Consider the following 21,703-nt stretch of genomic DNA (forward strand, 5'->3'; position numbering starts at 1 on the left):
CCATGGAATCGAACGTCCCGGAAAACGAAGAGATCGAGGCTGATCTGCCTGCCATCGAATTCCATTCACCGGGGCGTTTCGATGTCCATAACCCGGTCCCGGATCTGCGCGAACCCGCCCCCTGGGAACCCGCCCCGTTCGTGCTCGGCCAGCACGACACCCTGCAGCGCTTCGCCAAACCCGAGGAGGCCCGCGCCCACGCCCTGGCCCTCCTGCAACAGGCCCAGCGCAACCTCAACCTCTACACACCCGACCTGGAGTCCTGGCTCTATCACCACAGCAGCATCCAGACGGCCTGCACCCGCTTCCTTCTGGCCAACCCGCGCAACCGCCTGCGCATCCTGATCCGGGACGTGACCCGCCCGGTGAAGGAAGGCCACCGCCTGCTCAACCTCGTGCGCCGCCTGTCCAGCAACAGCCAGATCCGCCGACTCAACCCGGACCACGCCAACGACGAGTGTGCCTACCTGCTGGTGGACGACCGTGGCCTGCTGATGCGCCCGGAACTGGACAGCTTCGCCGGCTACGCCCTGTACAACGACCCCGGCCGCTGCCGCCTGCGCCAGGTCCAGTTCGACCAGGCCTGGGACCAGAGCGTCAGCGACCCCGACCTGCGGAGTTTCCTGCTATGACGCCACGCGCCCTGCTCGCCGCCCTGTGTCTGGCCCTGAGCCTGCCTCTGCAAGCCGCCACCGAAGTCATCCCGCTCAACTACCGCACCGCCGAAGACGTGATGCCGGTGGTGCAGTCGGTGATCGGCAGCGAAGGTCGGGTCAGCGCCTACGGCAACCAGCTGATCGTCAATGCCTCCCCGCAGAAGATCCAGGAACTGCGCGGCGTGCTCGACAAGCTCGACACCGCACCGCGCCGCCTGCTGATATCGGTGGACACCAGCGACAGCAACTACCAGGACGACCGGGGCTACAGCGTCAACGGCTCGGCCAGCGTCGGCGGCGTCGACGTCCAGGCCGGCCGTGGCGAAGTCAACGGCCGCGACCAGGTGCGCATCATCCGCCGCAGCACCGACAGCCGGGGCGGCGGTGTCCAGCAGGTCCAGGCCACCGAGGGCTATCCCGCCCTCATCCAGGTCGGCCAGAGCGTACCCATCACCAGCGCCAGCACCGGGCCCTATGGGCAGGTCTACACCAACACCGAATACCGCAACGTCACCCGCGGCTTCTACGTCACCGCCAGCGTCACCGGGCAGACCGTGCACGTCAGCCTCAGCAGCAACCGTGACCGCCTCAGCCAGTCCCAACCGGGCGCCATCGACATCCAGAGCACCGACACCCGCGTCAGCGGCCGGCTCGGCGAATGGATCACCGTCGGCGGCGTCAACGAGTCCAGCCAGAGCGACAGCAGTGGTTTCCTGCACCGCCAGACCACCCAAGGCGGCGAGAACATGACCCTGCGCCTGAAGGTCGACAGCCTCGACTGAGCCCTCTCCAACTGACCATCCAGTCGCACACACGACTTTTGTAGTAGCCATAAAAAAACACTACAAAAACGTTTGACGAACACCTGTTTGAGGCGCATGATGGCCCCGCTCCCGCTAACCAGGGGCCCTGAAACGGGCCTCCGGGCCGTGCTCCAGACCAACGAGCCGACCCGTGTTGTGTAGCCCAAAAGGCAGTGCGACGAGGTTGCGACTGGAACGAGGTTGTCCTGAGGGACGGGGAAGCACCGCGAAACTGGCAGACGAAACTTCACCCCTATTCGTGCGTCAAGGCATCCACGAGCCGAAAGCGCCACGGGTAGCGATCACCGAAGCCGCCTGCACCGTTCGTTTCGACCCCTCCCTCCGAGTTCACACTCGCTCTGGTCCATTCTCAGCGTACTGCGGTGAGCAACCCGCCATGGCCTTCCAGGTCCTTGCCCGGGGAAGTTGGTGCTCAACCATACACATTTGAAGGATTGACCATGTCCGCATATCAGAACGAGATCAAAGCCGTTGCCGCGCTGAAAGAGAAGTACGGCAGCAGCTGGAGCGCGATCAACCCCGAGTACGCAGCTCGCATGCGTGTACAGAACCGCTTCAAGACCGGTCTGGACATCGCCAAGTACACCGCGGCCATCATGCGCAAGGACATGGCCGAGTACGATGCCGACGCCTCCGTCTACACCCAGTCCCTGGGCTGCTGGCACGGCTTCATCGGTCAGCAGAAGCTGATCTCCATCAAGAAGCACCTGAAGACCACCAACAAGCGCTACCTCTACCTGTCCGGCTGGATGGTTGCCGCCCTGCGTTCCGACTTCGGCCCGCTGCCCGACCAGTCCATGCACGAGAAGACCGCCGTCGCCGGCCTGATCGAAGAGCTGTACACCTTCCTGCGCCAGGCTGACGCCCGCGAACTGGACCTGCTGTTCACCGCCCTGGACGCTGCACGCGCCGCCGGTGACAAGGCCAAGGAAGCCGAAGTACAGGCCCAGATCGACGGTTACGAAACCCACGTCGTCCCGATCATCGCCGACATCGACGCTGGCTTCGGTAACCCGGAAGCCACCTACCTGCTGGCCAAGAAGATGATCGAAGCCGGTGCCTGCTGCATCCAGATCGAGAACCAGGTTTCCGACGAGAAGCAGTGCGGCCACCAGGACGGCAAAGTGACCGTTCCCCACGAAGACTTCCTCGCCAAGATCAACGCCGTTCGCTACGCGTTCCTCGAACTGGGTGTGGACGACGGCGTGATCGTTGCCCGTACCGACTCCCTGGGTGCCGGCCTGACCAAGCAGATCGCCGTGACCAAGCAGCCGGGCGACCTGGGCGACCAGTACAACTCCTTCCTGGACTGCGAAGAGATCTCCGCCGCCGAACTGAAGAACGGCGATGTGGTGATCAACCGCGAAGGCAAGCTGCTGCGTCCCAAGCGCCTGCCGTCCAACCTGTTCCAGTTCCGTCAGGGCACCGGCGAAGACCGCTGCGTACTGGACTGCATCACCAGCCTGCAGAACGGCGCCGACCTGCTGTGGATCGAAACCGAGAAGCCGCACGTTGGCCAGATCAAAGGCATGGTTGACCGCATCCGTCAGGTCATCCCGAACGCCAAGCTGGTCTACAACAACAGCCCGTCCTTCAACTGGACCCTGAACTTCCGCCAGCAGGTATTCGACGCCTGGGCCGCTGAAGGCAAGGACGTCTCCGCCTATGACCGCGCCAAGCTGATGAGCGTCGAGTACGACGAGACCGAACTGGCCCAGGTTGCAGACGAGAAGATCCGTACCTTCCAGCGTGACGGTTCCGCCCACGCCGGCATCTTCCACCACCTGATCACCCTGCCGACCTACCACACTGCGGCCCTGTCCACCGACAACCTGGCCAAAGGCTACTTCGCCGACCAGGGCATGCTGGCCTACGTGAAGGGTGTTCAGCGTCAGGAACTGCGCCAAGGCATCGCCTGCGTCAAGCACCAGAACATGGCTGGCTCCGACATCGGCGACAACCACAAAGAGTACTTCGCTGGCGAAGCGGCTCTGAAGGCAAGCGGTAAAGACAACACCATGAACCAGTTCCACTAATAGGGACTGTTCACCGGCGGGCCCTCGGGCCCAGCCGGATGCCTCAAGGCCCCGGTAGCGATACCGGGGCCTTTTTCATTCCGCCTTACTCCGCGGGCGCAGAGCCTCACCTTGATCGATCCCGCCTTACTGGCCGTTGACCAGCCGCAGGCGCTTCCCGGTGAGCACGCAGGCCCCCGCGTTGTTCCGCCACGCTCGACGGCAACGGTTCCTGGCCCTCAACGAGCCGGCTTGAGCGCCGGCGGTCACCCGTTTCACAACGCCTCCAGGAGTCTGGTATCAACACCGATACCCGTCAGTCCGACGAAGACGCCGTATCACTGGGCAGGAGATCCCGAGCCAAGGCCTGAGCGCCCTGGAAGTCCAGGCGCTCCACCCGCGCGGCAAAAGCTGCCGCCGCTTCTTGCAGGCTTTCCGGGGCGCGCCCCTTGAGTTCCCGCGCGCGGTCCAATGCCTGGATCGAGCCACTGGCCAGCAGCTCCAGCGTCTGCTGCAGCACCTCCCGCCAGGCGCCCTCATCCAGCGCCGGCAATGGCTCCTGACCCTGTCCGACCAAAGCGTCCACCTGGAACTGCTCCAGCAGCTGCTGGTTGCTCTCCACCAGCAGTGCCCGCAACTGCAGCAGCCAGCTCGGGTCCTCAAGGAAAGGGGCCGCTGTATCCGGCGTCAGTCCGCGCCCCCGACTCTCCAGCTCCATGGCCAGATGCGACAGCGCCCGCGCGCCCATGGTGCCCGTGCTGCCCTTGATGCCATGCAGTACCGCCAGCACACCGCGCAGATCAGCGTCGTCACGGGCCTGCTGCAACTGATCCAACTGGTGCTCGGTCTCCTCGCGGAAGCTGACCAGCACCGTCTGCAGCAGCGTCAGGTTGTCGGCGAAGCGCGAAAGGATCGACGCCGGCGGCTCCAGCAGCACCTGTGCATCCGGCTCGGCCCGGGGCGGCGGGGGCTCCAGCGGTGCCCGCGCGCCCCCACCGGTCCAGAACAGCAGCACCCGGGTCAGTTGCTGGATGTCCACCGGCTTGCCGACGTGATCGTTCATCCCCGCCTCCAGGCAGGTGCGCCGGTCCTGCTCCGAAGCATTGGCGGTCATGGCAATGATCGGCAGCGTCCGGCAGCGCTCATCCAGGCGGATGCGCCGTGAGGCCTCAAGGCCGTCGATGTCCGGCATCTGGATGTCCATCAGCACCGCATCGAAGCGCTCCGGCTCCGCCAGCACCGCCTGCACGCCCTCCAAACCGCCCTCCGCAAGGGCCACCTCGGCCCCCTCCCCCATGAGAAGCTCGGAAGCCACCTGACGGTTCAGGGCGTTGTCCTCCACCACCAGCAGACGAAGCCCGGACAGATGACGGATACGCGCCACACCCGCCGGCTGGCCCGTATCCCCCTCCTCGCCCCAGATCGCCCGCTGCACGGCAGTGGCGAGTTGCTGCGGCGTCACCGGCTTGGTGAGGAATGCCGCGAACGGCGCCTGCCCCTTCTGCTGCTGGTCCGCCAGCACCTCGCTGCCGTGGGCGGTGATCATCACCACCCGAGGTGCCGAAGCCCCCAAGGCCGCCAGGGCACGGCTGGAGGCCAGACCGTCCAGCCCCGGCATGCGCCAGTCCATCAGCACCAGATCGAACGGGTCGCCACGTCGGGCAGCCTGTTGCACCGACGAAACGGCCGCCTCACCCGACATCACGTATTCGCTGCGCCAGCCCAGGGACAACAGCGTGCGCAGCAACACCTCCCCCGCCACCGGGTTGTCGTCCACCACCAGCAGGTGCAGCGGTGCATCCACGCAGGGGCATTCGCTGCGCAACGCAGCGACCGGCTCGCTGATGCCCAGCCGCACATCGAACCAGAAGCGGCTGCCCTCCCCTGGCCGGCTCTCCACCTTCAGCTCGGCGCCCATCAGTTCCACCAGGCGCTTGCAGATCACCAGCCCCAGCCCCGTGCCGCCAAAGCGCCGCGAGGTGGACGCCTCGGCCTGGGTGAAACCGTCGAAAATCCGCTCCAACTGCTCCGGACTGATACCGATGCCGGTATCGCTGATCGACACCTGCAGCAGCACCGAGTCGTCGTCGCAGGCCAATTGCCGGAAAGCCACCACCACCTGGCCCCGGCTGGTGAACTTCAGCGCATTGCCGCCCAGGTTGATCAGCACCTGCTGCAGACGGAAGCTGTCCCCCACCAGGTGCAGCGGCAGGTTGGCGTCGAGGTCGAACATCACCTCCACATCCTTGTCGCCCTGATTGCCCGCCAGCACCACCGCCAGATCACGCATCAGCGACTCCAGCTCGAACGGGTGCGGGTCGAGCTGCAGCTTGCCGGCCTCGATCTTGGAGTAATCCAGAATGTCGTTGAGCAGCCCCAGCAGCGAGCGTGCCGCCGACTGCGCCTTCAGCACATAGTCAAGCTGGCGGCTATCCAGCCCGGTGTCCTGCACCAGGTGCAGCATGCCCAGCACCGCGTTCATCGGCGTGCGGATCTCATGGCTCATGTTGGCCAGGAAGAAACTCTTCGCCGCGCTGGCCGCATCCGCCTTGTCGCGAGCGTCCCGCAGGCGCGACTCCAGCTCGCGCTGAGCAGTGATGTCGAGGTTGATCCCGGTCACCCGGGTCGGTCGTCCCAGGGAATCCCGCTCGATCTGCGCCGCTGCCTGGATGTAGCGCACCTGCCCGTCCGGCCGCACGATGCGGAAGATGGGATCGTAGACGGCCGTCCCGGCGATGGCGCCCTGCAATTGCGCCACGACGCGATCCATGTCGTCCGGATGCACCCGCTGGCGCCAATGGTCAAAGGTCAGGCCCTGCTCCCGCAGGCTGCGAGGCTGCCCATACAGCTCGAACATGCGGTCGTTCCAGTTCAGCCGGTTGTCATCCAGGAACCACGACCAGATACCCAACCCCGCCACCTCCGAGGCCAGCAATAGCTGGTCACGGGCAGCCACCAACTCCTTGCGCTGGTGGTACTGCTCGCTGAGGTCAGTCACCACGCAGACTATGCGCTGCTCGCCCCCCACCTGCATCGGCGCCAGGGTGACCTGCATGGGAAACGCGCTGTCGTCGCTGCGTCGCCCCCACAGCTCCATGCCGCTGGGCCCCAAGCCCTCCAACGGTTGCTCGTAGCCAGTCAGCAGTTCGTGGAAGCGCTCCAGAGACACCGGCTCGATCAGGTCCTCAATGGAGCGCCCGACCATGTGCTCGGGCGACACCCCGAACACCACGCCACCCGCAGGATTGAAGGTCTGGATGCGTCCTTCACCGTCGAAGGTGATAACCGGGTTCACCGCCGTATCCAGCACCGCACGAGTTGTAGCCAGACTCTCCGCCAGGCGGCGTTCGGTGGCCTTGCGCTCGGTGATGTCGAGGGCAATGCCCAGGTAACCGGTGATTCGCCCGTGCTCATCGCGCATGGCGGTCACCACCAGGGTCACCGGGAAGCGGCTGCCATCCTTGCGCACATAGGTCCACTCCCGCGCCTCGGAGCCCTCCAGCTCAGGCACCTGGACGAACACCCGAAAGCCCTGCAACGGCTTGCCGTAGTAGGCGGACAGCTCCCGACCACGAGCTACCACCTCCTCGGTCACATGCAGCAGCGCAGGCGTCTGGCGCCCCACCAGCTCCTCCGCCGAATAGCCCAGCAAGCGCTCGGCTCCGCGATTGAACACGCGGATCAGCCCGTCCGGATCGGTGGCGATGATGGACACCTCGGTAGCGGCAGTCAGCACGCCATCCAACAACACGTTGGTGCGCAACAACTGGGCGGTGCGCTCGACCACCTGGCTCTCCAGCCCCGCATTGAGCTCAAGGATGCGCGCCTCCGCCTGCTTCTGCGCTGTGGTGTTGCGTACCGTGCGCGAGATGCCCACCACCCGGCCCAGGCCATCCAGGATCGGCGCTATAGAAAGAGCCACATGCACCAGGCTGCCGTCCTGCCGCCGGTAACGGGTCTCGTACAGGCTGATGCGCTCCCCCAGCAGGGCCTGGTGCAGCAGCGCCTCCTCCTGATCGTGGCCGCGCTCCGGCACCACCAGCCCGACCAGCTCCTGACCAATGGCCTGCTCGGCGCTGTAGCCGAAGATTGTCTCGGCGCCCTGATTCCAACTGGTGATCACGCCCCCCAGGGTCTGGCCAACGATGCCATCGGCCGAGTTCTCGACGATGGCCGCCAGCCGCGCCTGCTCTGCCTGAACCTGGTGCTTGCGCCGCCGACTGACCAGACTCGCCCCCAGCAAGGCCGCCAGCAGCAGGCTGAGCCCGCTGCCCCCGCCCCAGACCAGGGCGGGCGACGCCGTGTTCAAGCGCTCGGCAAACAGCGGCAGCGCAGCGAGCTCAATTTGCCAACGCCGCCCATAGAACGTTCGCAACACCCGCTCCTGCAAGAGCTCGGGGACCTCCGAGGTTGCCCCGGAGCCCTCGTAGAACAGCGGTTCGTCCTCGCCCTCGCTGACGTCCCAGAGGCGCAGGCGCACCGACTCATCCACCAGCTCCAACCCCTGCAGCACCTGCTCGGTGATCAGCGGCGCATAGCTCCAGCCCATCAACTGGCGCTCCCGCTCGGCCTCGGTGAGCGGCACCACGCCCTCGCGATAGATCGGCATCAGGATCAGGAACGACTGATGGGGCTTGCCCAGGTACTGCACCAGGGTGATGGGTGCAGTCAGGCGAACCTCACCGCTGCGCATCGCCGACAACGCCGCTTCACGGCGGTTGCGCTCGGAGGCGATGTCCAGCCCGATGGCAGGTTCGTTACCTGCCAGGGGCTCGATGTACTGGATGACAAAATGCTCGCCATCGTGAGGAGACAACTCATGGAGCCGGAAATCGGCCGGTCCGTCTGCCCGCGCCCGCGCCAGGAATGCCTCAAGCTCATTCTTGGGGACACGGCGAATCAGGCCGAATCCGCGCGCCCCCGGAAACTCCCTGGACACATCCCGCGACCGCGCATAACGCCCGAAGAGCTCCCGGCTCATGCCCCACTCTCCGGTGGTCAGCAACGTGCCCCGGGCCCCCCGCAGGCCGTACTGGTAAAGCTCCAGACGCTTGACCACACCATCGGCGACCCGCTCGGCGGCAGCGCTCAGCGCCTTGTGCAGACGGGCCTGGTTGGCCCGCTCCAGCCACCCGGCCAGCAACCCGGTCACCAGCATGCCCGCCAGCGCCGTGAGCAGCATGGCTGCCAGCGGAACGGACACCTGACCGCGGTTTTTCACTCGGCCTCCCCCTCACCGTCCAGCGCCGTCCAGCAGCGCGGGTGCTCGCTTTGCTCGGCGAGAAAGCCACAGGACTCCTCGAAGGGCAGCGGCCGGCAGAACAGGTAACCCTGCATCAACTGACAGCCCAGTTCCTGCAGGCGCCGAGCCTGCTGCGGGTACTCCACGCCCTCGGCCACCAGCTCCAGGTCCAGGGCCTGAGCCAGGCGGATGACCGCCTCGATGATGGCCGCATCGCTGCGGTCGGTGAGCATCTCGCGGACGAAGCTCTGATCGATCTTCAACACATCGATGGGCAGGCGCTTGAGGTAGGCCAAGCTGGAATAACCGGTGCCGAAATCATCGATGGCGATGCGCACGCCGATCTCCTTCAGCGCCAGCAAGATGGCTCGGGTGCGGTCGATATCGTGGGCCAGCACCCCTTCGGTGATCTCCAGCTCCAGGTGGTTCGGCGGCAGGCCCGACTCCTCGAGGATGGCCGTGACCATGCCCAGGAAGCTCTCCTCGCGGAACTGCACCGCCGAGATGTTCACACTCATGCACACCGGCCAGCCCATGGCGATCATCCGCTGGGCATCGTTGCAGGCCTGCAGCATCACGAACTTGCCGATGGGGATGATCAGCCCCGTCTCCTCCGCCAGGGGGATGAAGTCCGCCGGCGACACCAGTTGCCCGTCGGAGGTGCGCCAGCGCACCAATGCCTCCATGCCACTGGGGCGGCCGTCGGTGACGTTCACCTTGGCCTGGTAGAACACCTCGAACACCCGTTGCTCCAGCGCCCGGCGCATGTGCCGTTCGAGCATGTGGCGGGCCCGAGTGCTGTTCTCGATCTGCTCGGAGAAGAAGCGGAAGCGATTGCGACCCTCCTGCTTGGCCTGGTACATCGCCGCGTCGGCATAGCGATAAAGCGACTCGAAATTGTCGCAATCGTCGGGAAAAAAGCTGATTCCAATGCTCCCCGAGAGATCGTAACGGTTGCCGTTGATCAGCAGCGGCTGGGCGATGATCCCCAATAGCCGGTCGGCAAAATCCCCCACCGCGTCGAAGCCCTGCACGTCCGGCAGCAGCACCACGAACTCATCGCCGCCCTGGCGACTCACCGTATCCACCGAGCGCACCGCCGCAGACAGCCGCTGGGCCACCTCGCGCAGCACCTGGTCCCCGGTGGTATGGCCGATGGTGTCGTTAAGAAACTTGAAGTTGTCCAGATCCAGCATCAGCATCGCCACCCGCCCCTCACCGCGCCGGTTCTTCTGGATGGCCTGGGCAGCACGGTCCTGCAGCAATGCGCGGTTGGGCAGGCCAGTCAGCGCATCGAAACAGGCCACCCGCTTGGCCTGCTCACGCAGGTCCAGGTGAGCGCGCACGTGGGCGCGGACCAGCGGCAGGTTCAGTGGTTTGCGGATGAAGCCCAGGGCACCGCTCTCCAGCGCCTTCAGCTCGTTCTCCGGACCGCTGTGGGCGGTGACGAACAGCACCGAGGCCCCGCGCAACTTCGGGTCCGACTTGATCGCCCGGCAGATCTCGAAGCCGTCCATCAGCGGCATCTGGATGTCCAGCAGCACCACGTCCGGGCGGCAGGCCCTTGCAACATCCAGCGTCCCCGGCCCACCGTTGGCAACATGAATGGACGCCAGGTCGCGGATCGCCTCGCTGAGGATGAGGACGTCGCTGGCCTGGTCATCGACGATCAGGATCACCGGCTCGGTGCTGAAAGAATCCTGCATTCCCTGCTACTCGCTTTCCCTGATTGACAGAGAGACTAGACGAATATGGCACGGTGCCATTTGGCCGCCGGACGGTCGTCGGGCGAAGAAGGAACGCCGCGTGCCACGCGGCGCCTTCACTCAAGATAGAACAGCCGTGCAAGCTTGCAGGCAGCGTTACAAAGCCGGCCATCGCCCGCCTATAGTGAAGTCAGCCGGCCCTGCCGAGCGCCTTTCCCCCGTCAGAGTAGTGCCATGACACTCAAACGCATTGCCACCACCGACCTGCAACTGGGCATGTACGTGCAGGAGTTCTGCGGTTCATGGATGGACCACCCGTTCTTCCGCGCCAAGTTCGTGGTCAAGACCGACAAGGACCTGCAGCGCATCCGCAACAGCGATGTCCATGAAGTCTGGATCGACACCAGCAAGGGGCTGGATATCCACCAGGACCAGGCCAGCGTCAGCGTCGAGGAGGCCGAAGCCGAGATCGACGCCCGCCTGGCCGCCGCCGAGCAGGCACCGCCCATCGAGCGTGCCGACCTGGAAAGCGAGGTCAGCCGCGCCGCCATGCTCTGCGCCAAGGCCAAGGACGCCGTGGTGAGCATGTTCAGCGACGCCCGCATGGGCAAGGCCATCAGCGTCGATGACGCCCAGGGCCTGGTGCAGGAAATCTCCGACTCGGTGCTTCGCCACCCCAATGCGCTGATCAGCCTGGCTCGGCTTAAGACCGCCGACGAATACACCTACATGCACTCCGTTGCCGTGTGCGCGCTGATGATCGCCCTCGCGCGCCAGCTCGGCCTGGGCGAAGCCCAGGTGCGCGAGGCCGGCCTGGCCGGGCTGCTGCACGACATCGGCAAGATGGCCATCCCCATGGACGTGCTGAACAAACCCGGCAAGCTCACCGACGACGAGTTCCAGTGCGTACGCAAGCACCCCGAGGAAGGCACGCGCATCCTGCTGGAGAGCCACCAGGTCAGCGCCCTGGTGCTGGACGTCTGCCTGCACCATCACGAGAAGGTCGACGGCACCGGCTACCCGCACCGCCTGGCCGGCGACCAGATCAGCCTGATGGCCAAGATGGGCGCCGTCTGCGACGTCTACGACGCCATCACCTCCGACCGCCCCTACAAGCGCGGCTGGGACCCGGCCGAGTCCATCCGCCGCATGGCCGAATGGAGCAAGGACCACTTCGACGAACTGGTCTTCCAGGCCTTCGTCAAATCCATCGGCATCTACCCCACCGGCTCACTGGTGCGCCTGGAGAGCGGGCGACTGGGCGTGGTGATGGAACAGCACGAGAAGTCCCTCACCACGCCACGGGTCAAGGTGTTCTATTCCGCCAGGCTGAAGACCGCCATCCCCCAGGAAGTGGTGGACCTGGCCAAGCTCGCCGGCCGCGACCGCATCGTCGGCCGCGAATCCCCGGCGGACTGGAACTTCCGCAACCTCGACGAGCTCTGGTCCGGCATCCCCGATCCCCGGCGCAAGACCACCGGCTGAGGGTGGCCAGAAAACATGGCCCGCCCCCTGCCTCGCGCCGCCGCAAACCCGGCAACAGCCTGTTGCCGGGCTGTTGCTCCAGTAAAAGCCCTCAGGCCCGCTTGTTCAGCAACCGCGCCAGGCGGTCGCCGCCGAACTGGATCAGGGTCACCAGCAGCACCAGCACGATGATCACCGTGAGCATGATCTGCGTGTCGAAGCGCTGGTAGCCGTAGCGGTACGCCAGGTCTCCGAGCCCGCCCGCGCCGATGGCGCCGGCCATGGCGGATGAGTTGATCATGGTCACCAGGGTGATGGTGAAGCCGCCGACGATGCCCGGCCGCGCCTCCGGCAGCAGCACGTTCCAGATGATGTGACGACGCTGACAGCCCATCGCCTGGGCCGCTTCCACCAGGCCGAAGTCCACCTCGCGCAGGCTCACCTCGGCGATGCGCGCGAAGAACGGCGTGGCGGCGATGGTCAGCGGCACCACCGCGGCCCAGACGCCGTAGCTGGTGCCGGCGATCAGCCGGGTGAAGGGGATCAGCGCCACCATCAGGATCAGGAAGGGCACCGAACGCAGCACGTTCACCACGCTGCCCAGGGTGCGGTTGAGCACACGCGCCTCGAAGATCCCGCCCGGCCCTGTGGTCACCAGCACCAAGGCCAGCGGAATGCCCACCAGCAGCACGATCAGCGACGAGGCGCCGATCATCAGCAGGGTGTCCAGCAGCCCGGTCCAGAGCCGATCAAGCATGGGCGACATAGCCGCGCACCTCCACCTTGTCTGCCAGTTGATGGGCGCGCTCCAGCACCTGCGTACTGCCCAGCCCGGCCAGGCCGACCCGCACCAGCAGGTGCCCGTCCCTGGATGCGGTCGATGCCGCCATGCAACAGGCTCACCCGCGCGCCCAGGCCCTGGGCAATGGCCAGCAGGTCCGGCTCGCGGCCGCTGGCTCCCGTGAAGTGCAGGTCCAGCAGCAGGTCGCCGCCGGGCACCGGTTCGTTGGCCAGGTGGCCTTGCAGGTCGTCCGGCAGTTCATGACGCAGGGGGCCCAGCAGGGTGCGGGTGACCGCGTGCTGCGGATCGCCGAACACCCGCCAGACCTCGCCCTGCTCCACCACCCGGCCGCGCTCCAGCACCACCACGCGGTCGCAGATCTCGCGGATCACCCCCATCTCATGGGTGATCAGCACGATGGTCAGACCCAGGCGCCGGTTGATGTCGCGCAGCAGCGCCAGGATCGACTGGGTGCTCTCCGGGTCCAGCGCCGAGGTGGTCTCGTCGCAAAGCAGGATCTGCGGCTGGTGCACCAGCGCACGGGCGATGCCGACGCGCTGCTTCTGCCCGCCGGAGAGCTGCGCCGGGTAGGTGTCACGCTTCTCCGCCAGGCCCACCAGGGCCAGCAGCTCGGCGACCTTGCGCTCGATGTCGGCCTTGGCCACGCCTGCCACCTTCAGCGGCAGGGCAACGTTCTGCCAGACGGTCTTGGCCGACATCAGGTTGAAGTGCTGGAAGATCATGCCGACGCGGCGGCGCAGCAGCACCAGCTGCTTCTCGTCGAAGGTGCCGATGTTTTCTTCGTCTATCACCACATGGCCCACCGAGGGCTTCTCCAGGCGGTTGAGGGTGCGTATCAGCGACGACTTGCCGGCGCCGCTGCGGCCAATGATGCCGAACACCTCGCCCCGGCGGATCTCCAGGTCGATGCCCTGCAGCGCCTGCACCGGCCCCTGGCTGCCCGGGTAGGCCTTGCCCAATCCCTGCAGCCGGATGTGCGACAGGTCCAGACGGATGTTGCGATTGAAACTGACCATGTGGGCCTCTCGAAAATCTGTTTAAAGCCCGAAAAGCGGAACCGCAAGAGGCAGTAGCCCGGGCTTCAGCCCGGGGGTATCCGGCACAGCTCCCGGACTGAAGCCCGGGCTACGCGCTCCCACCAGAACCCACCCCTCGACCAAACCGCACGGCGAACCTCCGTAGGGGCGAATTCATTCGCCAGGCAGCCCGCAGGGCTGCTCCTCGACTCCATTGGGGCAGCGCTGCTGCCCCTGGGCGACTGAAGTCGCCCCTGCAGTGGGAGCGGGTTCATCCGCGATGCAGGCGAAGGACTGCCCTGCCGGGGTCACCCTGGCAGCGCTGCGCGCTCCTTTCGCGAATGAATTCGCTCCCACGCCTATCCCAGGAGCGTCACTGCCAGCCGGGCTGGTAGAGCGAGCCATGAGCCTTATCCAGCGCCGCACGCACCTGTGGCGAGTGCTGGTACACCTCGACGAACTTCGCCAGGCGGCCGTCGTCCTGGTAATCCCCACGGGTGACGAACTGGATGACGTACTCCTCGTTCTCGATGCCGTCGAAGAGCAGCGCGCTGTTGGGGTCGAGGGTGCCGGCCAGGCGGATGTAGTGCGGGTAGCCCTGGGCCAGGTCGACGTCGTCCAGGGCGCGTACCAATTGCACGGCCTCCAGCTCGATGATGCCGATGTGCTTGGGGTTCTCGACGATGTCGTCCAGGGTCGCCTTGTAGCCCACGCCTTCCTTGAGCTTCAGCAGGCCGGCCTTCTGCAGCAACTGCAGGCCGCGACCGCCGTTGATGGGGTCGTTGGCGATGGCCACCTTGGCGCCTTCCGGCAGGTCGGCGATGGCCTTGTACTTCTTCGAGTAGAGGCCGACGTTGTTGATGATCCCGGGGGCGAAGGCTTTCAGCTTGAAACCACCCTCCTTGCTGGCGTTCTTCAGGAAGGGCGTGTGCTGGAAGTAGTTGGCGTCGATGTCGCCGTTGGCCAGGGTGATGTTCGGCGTGTTCCAGTCGGTGAACTCCACCAGCTCGACCTTGAGGCCCTGCTTGGCCGCCTCCTCCACCGCCACTTCCAGGGGCGGGGCGAAGGCGGCGGTGGTGCCGAGTTTGAGGGGCTTGTCGGCGGCCTGGGCGATTCCGCTGGCCAGAAGCAGGCCGAGGGCCAGGGTCTTGAGGGTGTGCTTGGGCATGGTTTCTATCCGTGGGTAATGGGTTCAGGTCGTGGGAGCGAATTCATTCGCGATGGAAGGCGCAGCCTTCCCCTGGGAGTCCGGGGTCGCCCCTTCGGGCCGATTCGCGAATGAATTCGCTCCCACACGGGCTCCCACACGGGCTCCACGATGGTCCGCCGGTAGCTGATCCCCCGCGCCGAACACCTTGTGGCGCAAGGTGCCGTCGGCATAGGCGGTCTTGTAGGCACCTCGGGCCTGCAGCTCCGGCACCACCAGGTCGATGAAGTCGGCGTAGCTCTCCGGGGTGACGATGCGGGTGAGGTTGAAGCCGTCCAGCCCGGTCTCGTCGACCCAGGCCAGCAGCTCGTCGGCCACCTGGGTCGGCGAGCCCACCAGCAGGATGTAGCGGCCACCCAGGGCGTGCTGCTCCAGGAGTTGGCGACGGGTCAGGCTGTTTTCGCGCAGCTTGTTGGTGGCCGACTCGATGGCGTTGGTCTTCACCGGGCGGATGGGCTCGTCCAGGCCGTACTCGGCGAAGTCGATGCCCGTGGAGCTGGCGAAGTGGGCGACACCCGCCTCGGCACTGGCATGGGCCAGGTACTCGGCGTGCTTGGCGCGGGCCTCGGCCTCGGTGGGCGCGACGATCACGCTGATGCCCATGAACACCTTCACCGCCTGCGGATCACGGCCGGCGGCCACGGCGGCGGCGCGCACCTTGTCCACCTGGGCGCGGGTCGCGGCCTTGTTGCTGCCGCTGATGAACACGCACTCGGCATGCTCGCCGGCAAAGCGCAGGCCGCGCGCCGAGGAGCCGGCCTGGAACAGCAGCGGCGTGCGCTGCGGCGAGGGTTCGCAGAGGTGGTAGCCCTCCACGTCGAAGAACTCGCCGTGGTGCACCACCTTGTGCACCTTGTCCGGCTGGGCGTAGACCCGGCGCTGTCGGTCGTTGACCACCGCACCGGCTTCCCAACTGCCTTGCCACAGCTTGTAGAGTACCTCCAGGTACTCGTCGGCCTGGTCGTAGCGGCGGTCGTGCTCCACCTGCTGGCTGCGGCCCATGGCACGAGCCCCGCTCTCCAGGTAGCCGGTGACGATGTTCCAGCCCACGCGCCCCTCGCTCAGGTGGTCCAGGGTGCTCATGCGCCGGGCGAACAGGTACGGCGGCTCGTAGCTGAGGTTGGCGGTGACACCGAAGCCCAGGTGGCGGGTCGCCCCGGCCATGGCAGAGACCAGCAGCAGCGGATCGTTGACCGGCAACTGGATGCTCTCCTTCAGGGTCAGGTCGACATTGCCCTGGTAGACGTCGTAGACGCCGACGATGTCCGCCAGGAACAGCCCATCGAACAGCCCGCGCTCCAGCAACTGCGCCAGCTCCGTCCAGTAGGAGAGCCTGCGGTAGTCCGTGGAGCGGTCGCGCGGGTGGGTCCACAGGCCGTGGTTGATGTGCCCCACGCAGTTCATGTTGAAGGCGTTGAGGAGGATCTGCTTGCGCGCCATCAGATCGTCCCCCGGCGCGGCGGCAGCACGCCGTTGAGGTAGTAGTTGCCCACCGCGTGGTACTTCCAGCGCACCGGGTCGTGCAGGGTGTGCACCCGGGCGTTGCGCCAGTGGCGGTCGAGGTTGTGCTCGGCGAGGCTGGCGCGGGTACCGGCCAGCTCGAACAGCTTGCTGCCGGCGCTGAGCGCGATCTCGGTGGTCAGCGCACGGGCCTCGGCCACCCCCAGGGACGCAGCGGCCACGCTGTCGGCGGTGGGCTCGGCGCTGGCGGTGTCCAGCAGCCGGCCGGCGCGGTCGAGGATGGCCTCAGCGGCGTGCAGGCGGATGGCCAGGTGGCCGAAGGCGTGGATCAGCAACGGATCGTCGGCGGCCTTGTCGACCCCGGCGTCGATCCACGGCCGCGAACGGGTGCGGACGAAAGCCAGCGCATCCTCGTAGGCAGCGCGGGCGATGCCGACGTCGATGGCGGCATGGAGGATCTGGGCGAAAGGCCCGACCGTGGTCGGGCGCTCGAAGGCGGCCTGGAAGGACACCAGGTCCTCGGCCGCCACCGGCACGTCGTCGAACACCACCGAGCCGCTGCCAGTGGTGCGCTGGCCAAAGCCCGACCAGTCGTCGATCACCGTCAGCCCCGGCGCGTTGCGTTCGGCAAAGGCCAGGTACTGGTGGCCATCCTCGGCCACCACCAGGGTCGGCACGCGGTGGGCGTAGAGGGCGCCGGTGCAGTAGAACTTGCGGCCACGGATGCGGTAGCCCTCGCCGTCCCGCACCAGTTGGGTGGTGCGGTCGTTGGCGGTGCGGGTGCCGATCTCCGCCAGGGCGTTGCCGAAACGCTCGCCGGCCAGTGCAGCGGAGAACAGGCGGCGCTGCTGTTCGGGGCTGCCGTTCACCCGCAGCACTTCCAGGGCATAGAAGTGGTTTTGCGGGATCTGCCCGAGGGAACTGTCGGCCGCGCTGATCAGCGCGATGACCCGCGCCAGGGTAACGCGGGACACCCCGGCCCCGCCGAACTCGCGGGGCACGCTGATGCCCCAGAGGCCGGTGCGGCTGAACAGCTCCAGTTCGTCCAGGGGCAGGCGGCGCTCGCGGTCGCGCTCGGCAGCGCCGGGCCGGAACAGGTCGGCCACCTGGCGCGCCACCTCCAGGGCTTCGGCGTCGTCACGGATGATTGCCACGGGGGCGTGTGGGTGGGGATGGGCAATGGTCATGGCGCCTCCTCAGATCCAGGAATGGCGGGCCGGAAAGGCGCCGTTCAGGTGGTAGTTGCCGACGGCGTGGACCTTCCAGCGCACCGGGTCGTGGAGGGTGTGCACCCGGGCATTGCGCCAGTGCCGGTCGAGACCGAACTCGGCGAGGGTGGCGCGGCTGCCAGCCAGCTCGAAGAGCTTCTCGCTGGCCAGCAGGCTGATCTCGGTGGTCAGCACCTTGGCCTCGGCCACGGCGATGGAGGCGCGAGCAGCGGCCACGGCGTCGATGGGCGCGGCGGCCACTTCATCGAGCACCTGGCCGGCGCGCTCCAGCAGCGCGTTGGCGGCGTTCAGCTCGGTCTTCAGGCGGCCGATCTCGGCAATGGTGTACAGCTCCTCGCTGGCACGCTCGACGCCGGCGTCGACCCAGGGCCGCGAGCGCTCGCGGATGAAGGTGATGGCGTCCTCGATGGCGGCCTCGGCGATGCCGGCGTCGATGGCCGCCTGGATCAGCTGCGACAGCGCGCCCTGGATGCTCGGCACCTCGGCCAGGCGGCTGTTGTGGAACACCAGGTCGTCCGCCACCGGTACGCGGTCCAGCAGCACGGTGCCGCTGGCGGTAGTGCGCTGGCCGAAGCCGGACCAGTCGTCGACGATGGCGAGCCCCGGTGCGCCCCGCTCCACCAGGGCCAGCACGCCGGTGCCGCTGTCATCCAGGGCCTTGACCGCCACCCAGTGGGCGAACAGCGCGCCGGTGGAATAGAACTTCTCGCCGCTCAGCTCCAGGCCGGCGTCGCCCCGGGTGATGCGCGCCTTGATCTCCAGGGTGTGTTTGGTATTGCGCTCGGGTCCGGCATTGGCCAGGCGACGCCCTGCGAGGATGCCGGCGAACACCTGGCGCTTCTGCGCTTCATTGCCGACGTTTTCGATCACGCTGAGCAGGCCGAACTGGTTCTGCGGGATCTGCCCCAGTGCCGGGTCGGCGGCACAGAGAATGCGGAACACCTCGGCGAGGGTCACATGGGAAACCTCGGCCCCCCCATAGGCGCGGGGGATGCGAATGCCCCCCAGGCCCAGGCGGGTGAAGAGTTCCACTTCGGGCCAGGGCAACTGGCGGTCGCGGTCACGCTGGGCGGCGCCAGCCCGGGCCTGCCTGGCCACTTCGTGGGCGGCGTGCAGGGCCTGGGCGTCGTTCTCGATCAGCGCCGCCGGGAGTAGCGGGGGCGCCTGGTCACGCGGGTCCTTGGGTTCGGAAGGGTGGGTCATGGGTCCGTTCTCGATCATTCCTGTTGCGTTGCGAGTAGCCGCTTACGCTTGCAAAGAGATCGATTGCACAACCCGTGCCTGAAAAATATTCCTTATTAATCAGTTATTTATTTAACGCGAACACCTGTTGGAATCTGCACAGCAGGGCAAATTGCTGAACATCTGTTGCCCCAGCAACAGTTCAGCCCTGCAAGCGCCGGGCAGCCTCCTGGATCTGCTGGCGGACCCAGCGCCGCAACGGGTCGCTGGCCGTGCGCTGGTGCCAGATCTGCATCACCTCCACCTTCGGCAGGGCCAGCGCCTCCGGCAGCGCATGCAGACACAACGACGGGTCGCGGGCCACCGCGTCCTCGGCCACCGAGCGCAGGCAGGTCAGCAGCAGGTCGGTGCCGGGCAACAGCCGGGGCGGCGCCAGGAAGCTGGAGAGACCCGCCGCCACCCGCCGCTGGCGACCGAGTGCGGCCAGGGCCTGGTCGACCCGCCCGGCCAGGTCGCCGGTGAGGGTGGTGAGCAGGTGTTCGCAGGCGACGAAGGCGTCGAGGTCCAGCCCCTTGGCCAGGTGCGGGTTGTCGCGCCAGGCCAGCACCACGAAGTCCTCACTGAGCAGGCGCTGTTGGTGGAAGGTGTCCGGCAGGTCGGCGTAGAACCCGGCGATGGCCAGGTCGCAGGTGCCCTTCTCCAGCTCCTCGCGGGGGAGCAGGCCACGGGTGTTGTGGGTCACCAGCACCAGGTTGGGTGCCTCGCGGCGCAGCACCGGCAACAGCTCGGGCAGCAGCGTCTGCTCCATATAGTCGGTGCTGTAGAGGTGGATGCGCTCGGCGCGCTGGAGGAAGTCCTGGCCGTCGCTGTGCTCGTAGAAGGCCTCCAGTTCCGCCACCAGGCACTGGATGCGCGGTGCCAACTCATGGGCCCGAGGCGTCGGCGTCAGCCCGCGCGGCGCGCGCACGAACAGCGGGTCACCCAACTGGTGGCGCAGCTTGTTCAGCTTGTGGCTCAGGGCAGGCTGGCTGAGGGCCATGCGCTCGGCCGCCACCGAGGCGTTGCGCTCCTGGTAGAGCACATGGAAGACCAGCAGCAGGTTCAGGTCCTTGTTGGCGATATTCATTTTTTGGATACCAGCAATAAGAGCTTTCGAATTTTCGAATCCTACGCCCTCTCCTAGGATGGTCGCCAACCTGAAACGACGCCCCCTCGGGCGGGAGACTGCACATGAAAAAGATCCTGATGGTCCTCACCTCCCACGACCGCCTCGGCGACACCGGCCTGGCCACCGGCTTCTGGCTGGAAGAGTTCGCCGCGCCCTACTACCACTTTCTCGATGCCGGCATGGCCCTGACCCTGGCCTCGCCCAAGGGCGGCCAGCCGCCGCTGGACCCGAAGAGCCACGACGAGAGCGCCCAGACCGACGCCACCCGCCGCTTCGCCGCCGACCCGGCCGCCCGCCAGGCCCTGGCCAGCACCCTGCCTCTGGAAACCGTGCGCGCCGACGACTACGACGCGCTGTTCTACCCCGGCGGCCACGGCCCGCTCTGGGACCTGGCCGAAGACGCCCGCTCCATCGCCCTGATCGAAGCCTTCCTGGCCCAGGGCAAGCCGGTGGCCGCGGTGTGCCACGCGCCCGCCGTGCTGCGCCATGTGAAGGCGGCCGACGGCCAGCCGCTGGTGCGTGGCAAACAGGTGACCGGCTTCAGCAACAGCGAAGAAGCCGCCGTGCAGCTCACCGAGGTGGTGCCCTTCCTGGTCGAGGACATGCTGCGCGACCATGGCGGCCTCTACAGCCGTGCCGACGACTGGCACAGCCATGTGGCGGTGGACGGCCTGCTGGTGACCGGACAGAACCCGGCCTCGTCCGATGCCACAGCAGACGCCCTGCTGAAACTGCTGTGAATCCATCGGGGAGGCACCGCGCCTCCCCCTTTCGAGGAAACGCCATGAGCATCGCCCTGTTCGCCACCCTGAGCCCCCTGCCGAAGCACCGCGAGGTCGTCCTGCAGGCCCTGGAAGCCCTGGTGCAAGGCACCCGCAACGAGCCCGGCAACCTGCGCTACGACCTCTACGCCGGGGATGACGGCAGCCTGCAGCTCTACGAGCTGTACCGCAACCAGGCTGCCATCGACGCCCACCGCGCCAGCCCGCACTACCAGGCCTTCCGCGAAGCCGCCGTGGCCGGTGGCTGGATGGCCGCCCCCACCCAGGTGGTGCAGGCCGTACCGGTTAACGTCGCCAAGGGTTGATCGGGCAACCCGGCGCGCCTTATTTGCTGCTGATCAGCCGGTAGCGCGCCAGGTCCTTCGGTTCGAGGACCCGCATCTGGCGCGGGTCGATGCGCTGCATATCGTCCAGCAGGCTGTCGGGAATGCCCATCTCGCGGAAATAGGCCGAGGCGTTGTAGCGCACGCCCTGGTACAGCGCCGCATCCCGCGAGGCGTCACCGTGGGCGTAATACGGCCGGTGCAACCCCACCGAACCGCGCACGGCCTTGTTGCGGCCGGCCGCCAGCAGATAGACGCAGGTTCCCTGGCACAGGCCGGTGGACGGCACCAGGGTATCGAAGCCGGTTTCGCGCACCAGCCGCCCCATGCGAATCGCCTCGGGCACACTGCCGCCGATGCTGTCCAGCATCAGCACCTTGCGTGCGAAGTGGCCGGGGTTGCTCAGCACGCCCTTCATCAGCGCGTCATAGTCACCCGGCGCAATCTCCTCCGACACCTTGGCCACCAACATGCGACCGATGGTCGGGTGCTGCACCGCCTCCACCTCCACCCGCGCCTCGGCCTGCAGCACGAACAGGCCGATACACAGTGCAACAAGGCGGGACAGCAAGCGGGTCATGGGCAAATGTCCTGAAAAAAACAGAAGGTGCGGAAGATACCTGCCG

15 protein-coding genes and 1 pseudogene are annotated in these 21,703 nt (G+C 66.7%); 6 read left to right on the plus strand and 10 right to left on the minus strand.

Annotated elements, in window-relative coordinates; translation table 11 throughout:
* Positions 1-2: 2 nt before the first annotated feature.
* From A9G05_RS11415 to A9G05_RS11425, 3 genes are all read left to right on the plus strand, one after another.
* On the plus strand, positions 3-632 hold the full coding sequence (locus A9G05_RS11415; protein ID WP_069561086.1) for a histone acetyltransferase HPA2: 630 nt from the start codon (positions 3-5) through the stop codon (positions 630-632).
* Complete coding sequence (locus A9G05_RS11420) at positions 629-1,438, plus strand: secretin N-terminal domain-containing protein (protein WP_069561087.1); 810 nt, start codon at positions 629-631, stop codon at positions 1,436-1,438. The genes A9G05_RS11415 and A9G05_RS11420 overlap by 4 nt, the downstream gene beginning before the upstream one ends.
* Before the next feature lie 482 nt (positions 1,439-1,920).
* Positions 1,921-3,516, plus strand: coding sequence for an isocitrate lyase (locus A9G05_RS11425; RefSeq protein WP_069561088.1), 1,596 nt, complete (start codon positions 1,921-1,923; stop codon positions 3,514-3,516).
* Between the two features lie 295 nt (positions 3,517-3,811).
* Here the strand turns inward: A9G05_RS11425 and A9G05_RS11430 are convergent, their stop codons facing one another.
* Together A9G05_RS11430 and A9G05_RS11435 are read right to left on the minus strand one after the other, a co-directional pair.
* Positions 3,812-8,716 carry a PAS domain S-box protein gene (locus A9G05_RS11430; protein WP_139131132.1) on the minus strand — a complete coding sequence of 1,635 codons (4,905 nt, stop codon included), beginning with the start codon at positions 8,714-8,716 and terminating at the stop codon, positions 3,812-3,814.
* Positions 8,713-10,443 carry a bifunctional diguanylate cyclase/phosphodiesterase gene (locus tag A9G05_RS11435; protein ID WP_069561089.1) on the minus strand — a complete coding sequence of 577 codons (1,731 nt, stop codon included), beginning with the start codon at positions 10,441-10,443 and terminating at the stop codon, positions 8,713-8,715. Before A9G05_RS11435 ends, A9G05_RS11430 begins: the two co-directional genes overlap by 4 nt.
* A 234-nt stretch (positions 10,444-10,677) precedes the next feature.
* Here A9G05_RS11435 and A9G05_RS11440 point away from each other — a divergent pair, with 234 nt between their 5' ends.
* The gene (locus A9G05_RS11440; RefSeq protein ID WP_069561090.1) at positions 10,678-11,928 is read left to right on the plus strand and encodes an HD-GYP domain-containing protein; all 1,251 of its coding nucleotides are present in this window, start codon (positions 10,678-10,680) and stop codon (positions 11,926-11,928) included.
* Between the two features lie 91 nt (positions 11,929-12,019).
* Here the strand turns inward: A9G05_RS11440 and A9G05_RS11445 are convergent, their stop codons facing one another.
* From A9G05_RS11445 to A9G05_RS11475, 7 genes and pseudogenes are all read right to left on the minus strand, one after another.
* Positions 12,020-12,673 carry a methionine ABC transporter permease gene (locus A9G05_RS11445; protein ID WP_069561091.1) on the minus strand — a complete coding sequence of 218 codons (654 nt, stop codon included), beginning with the start codon at positions 12,671-12,673 and terminating at the stop codon, positions 12,020-12,022.
* Positions 12,657-13,725: pseudogene (locus A9G05_RS11450) on the minus strand (methionine ABC transporter ATP-binding protein). Before A9G05_RS11450 ends, A9G05_RS11445 begins: the two are co-directional and overlap by 17 nt.
* Before the next feature lie 373 nt (positions 13,726-14,098).
* Positions 14,099-14,893: a MetQ/NlpA family ABC transporter substrate-binding protein gene (locus tag A9G05_RS11455; protein ID WP_069561092.1), complete on the minus strand. Its 795-nt coding sequence runs from the start codon at positions 14,891-14,893 to the stop codon at positions 14,099-14,101.
* 24 nt (positions 14,894-14,917) lie between these two features.
* Complete coding sequence (locus A9G05_RS11460; RefSeq protein WP_069561093.1) at positions 14,918-16,372, minus strand: LLM class flavin-dependent oxidoreductase; 1,455 nt, start codon at positions 16,370-16,372, stop codon at positions 14,918-14,920.
* Positions 16,372-17,580, minus strand: a complete 1,209-nt coding sequence (locus tag A9G05_RS11465; protein WP_069561094.1) for an SfnB family sulfur acquisition oxidoreductase — start codon at positions 17,578-17,580, stop codon at positions 16,372-16,374. The genes A9G05_RS11460 and A9G05_RS11465 overlap by 1 nt, the downstream gene beginning before the upstream one ends.
* 9 nt (positions 17,581-17,589) lie before the next feature.
* On the minus strand, positions 17,590-18,825 hold the full coding sequence (locus A9G05_RS11470) for an SfnB family sulfur acquisition oxidoreductase (RefSeq protein WP_069561095.1): 1,236 nt from the start codon (positions 18,823-18,825) through the stop codon (positions 17,590-17,592).
* Positions 18,826-19,006: 181 nt separating this feature from the next.
* Positions 19,007-19,930: a LysR family transcriptional regulator gene (locus tag A9G05_RS11475; RefSeq protein ID WP_069561096.1), complete on the minus strand. Its 924-nt coding sequence runs from the start codon at positions 19,928-19,930 to the stop codon at positions 19,007-19,009.
* 104 nt (positions 19,931-20,034) lie between these two features.
* Here A9G05_RS11475 and A9G05_RS11480 point away from each other — a divergent pair, with 104 nt between their 5' ends.
* On the plus strand, positions 20,035-20,712 hold the full coding sequence (locus A9G05_RS11480) for a type 1 glutamine amidotransferase domain-containing protein (protein ID WP_069561097.1): 678 nt from the start codon (positions 20,035-20,037) through the stop codon (positions 20,710-20,712).
* Positions 20,713-20,756: 44 nt separating this feature from the next.
* The gene (locus tag A9G05_RS11485; RefSeq protein WP_069561098.1) at positions 20,757-21,059 is read left to right on the plus strand and encodes a putative quinol monooxygenase; all 303 of its coding nucleotides are present in this window, start codon (positions 20,757-20,759) and stop codon (positions 21,057-21,059) included.
* Positions 21,060-21,078: 19 nt separating this feature from the next.
* Here the strand turns inward: A9G05_RS11485 and A9G05_RS11490 are convergent, their stop codons facing one another.
* Complete coding sequence (locus tag A9G05_RS11490) at positions 21,079-21,657, minus strand: hypothetical protein (protein WP_083272548.1); 579 nt, start codon at positions 21,655-21,657, stop codon at positions 21,079-21,081.
* Positions 21,658-21,703 lie beyond the last annotated feature (46 nt).

Source organism: Pseudomonas sp. ENNP23, assembly GCF_001728945.1.
GTDB lineage: Bacteria > Pseudomonadota > Gammaproteobacteria > Pseudomonadales > Pseudomonadaceae > Metapseudomonas > Metapseudomonas otitidis.